We start from the raw sequence: 1695 nt of genomic DNA, 5'->3' as shown, positions 1-1695 counted from the left end.
CTCCGCTTTGGCTTCGATACCTGATCCCGTAATTCAATGACCAATTCCTTTCCGAGAGCCTGAGCAACCTTGCGGAGTGTCGAGACACGCGCGTCACTGGCCCGATTCTCCAGCCGGGAGATTACCGACTTCTTCGTGTGAATGGCAGTCGCCAACTCTTCCTGGGTAACCCCCGCGCTTTGGCGAGCTTCCTTCAGGAGAACCCCGATGAGGAACTCTTGATAGCCCGATTCGTATGCTTCGGCAAAGGAAGGGTCGCGATCCTTGCGCTGTTGAATGTATTTATCGAGATCATCCATGGTTCATCCTTTTCTTAAGAAGTAATCTTTTCGCCGGCGCTCCGCCGTTTCGATTTCCTGTTTCGGTGTTTTCTGAGTCTTTTTGGCAAAGCCGCTGGCGAGAACGACGAGATTTTCGCCGTCCATGAAACCGAGAATCCGGAAGGCGTTGCCTCCGAACTCGACTCGAACCTCCCAGAGCTCCGTTCCTACCAATTTCTTGAAGTACTGAGTCGGTGGCCTTGGAAGGGTGCGGACCAGATCGAGCACCCAGGCAACTTTTTGGGCCTGCTTGCCATCGAGAGATTCAAGAAAATCCTCAACCGGGCAGGCTCCAGATTGCTGCCTGTAGAATTGGATTGATCGCACCCCAAAAAGTTAGCATATTCGCTAACCTCGTCAAGAGTCGATTGATAACCACTCCGTCGCCGTATGTAACCATAGGTGCGGGGAGAAACGCCACACAGGGAAAAAACCTTTGAGGAGGCCTTCCTCTCTCACGGAGCCCGCAAGGCGATGAGAATCGAAGAGGGAAAGATCCAGTGATTCGGAGAATACCCGTAAGAAGATTCTCCGGCATCTCTGTGTTTTCGGTGCGAAGGAATGCGTCGGAGCGGATTCGGGCGCGGTTCCCCCGAAAGTAGTGAGAGCTTCCAGCTCTCTCCTGCGAACCGGCAACCTGGATGGCGAGCCTTCCAAACCAACGCTCGGGGAAAAACTCGCAAATTTCGCTCGACCCAGAACTGCACCGCAAATAGAACTGCGCTCGTGCTTCAGCCGCCCCCATTTTTCCTTCTCCCCCGCAGTCTCGCGTTTCTCGTTCTCCCTTGCGGGTTGGGGGCACTTCGAACGGCCCCCAGATCGTGGTTCCTGTGAAAGTTGGAGAAAAACGGTGACGAACCTTTTCAAAAATCGAGACCTGACGTCTTTTAATATTTATTGAGTCACACCCCAATGGCACTTAGATAAGGCTGGATTCATGGATTTTGTATTGCCAGAAAGCAGACAGGGATCGCCCTAGGCGATGGATTCTGCAAGCTTTTGGTGTGCAACAAAACAACCTGTTTCTTCCCGGTTTTCACCGCGCCTTTGGGCGAAGCCCTAAATCTGCCCTCAAGAGGCTTGAGGATAGTCGCAATTCGATCATGAAGGGTCTTCCGGGTCAACTGCCGTATGTTTTCGAGGAGGCGTTGCCTTTGGAATCGATTCCGAAGCGTTCGAAGGAACGCGATCGTGGGTTCTCTTCGGCGGTTACGGTTTGGCACATGATCAGTCAGGGCATGGGATCGGGCACTCTTCGAGCGGGGTTGGTGGAGATCAATGCCACCTTGAGGTCCATGGGCAAGGAAAAGCTCTCGAGCAAAACCGGAGGCCTCTGTCAGGCTCGACAGCGTTTGCCCGAATCGACCGTATGCGC

3 protein-coding genes are annotated in these 1695 nt (G+C 53.5%); 1 reads left to right on the top strand and 2 read right to left on the bottom strand.

Annotated elements, in window-relative coordinates:
* Together H5P30_RS00750 and H5P30_RS00745 are read right to left on the bottom strand one after the other, a co-directional pair.
* Positions 1–299, bottom strand: a 299-nt coding sequence (locus tag H5P30_RS00750) for a helix-turn-helix domain-containing protein (RefSeq protein WP_185691056.1), incomplete at its 3' end; no start/stop codon positions are given.
* Between the two features lie 3 nt (positions 300–302).
* Positions 303–647 (bottom strand): type II toxin-antitoxin system RelE/ParE family toxin, encoded by a 345-nt coding sequence (locus H5P30_RS00745; protein WP_185691055.1) that lies wholly within the window; start codon positions 645–647, stop codon positions 303–305.
* A 677-nt stretch (positions 648–1324) separates the two neighbouring features.
* Here H5P30_RS00745 and H5P30_RS00740 point away from each other — a divergent pair.
* A partial coding sequence (locus H5P30_RS00740; protein ID WP_185691015.1) for a hypothetical protein occupies positions 1325–1695 on the top strand: 371 nt, incomplete at its 3' end.

The sequence above is a fragment of the Puniceicoccus vermicola genome (assembly GCF_014230055.1).
In the GTDB taxonomy this organism is placed as follows: domain Bacteria; phylum Verrucomicrobiota; class Verrucomicrobiia; order Opitutales; family Puniceicoccaceae; genus Puniceicoccus; species Puniceicoccus vermicola.
This window is presented reverse-complemented; position numbering and strand designations above follow the sequence as displayed.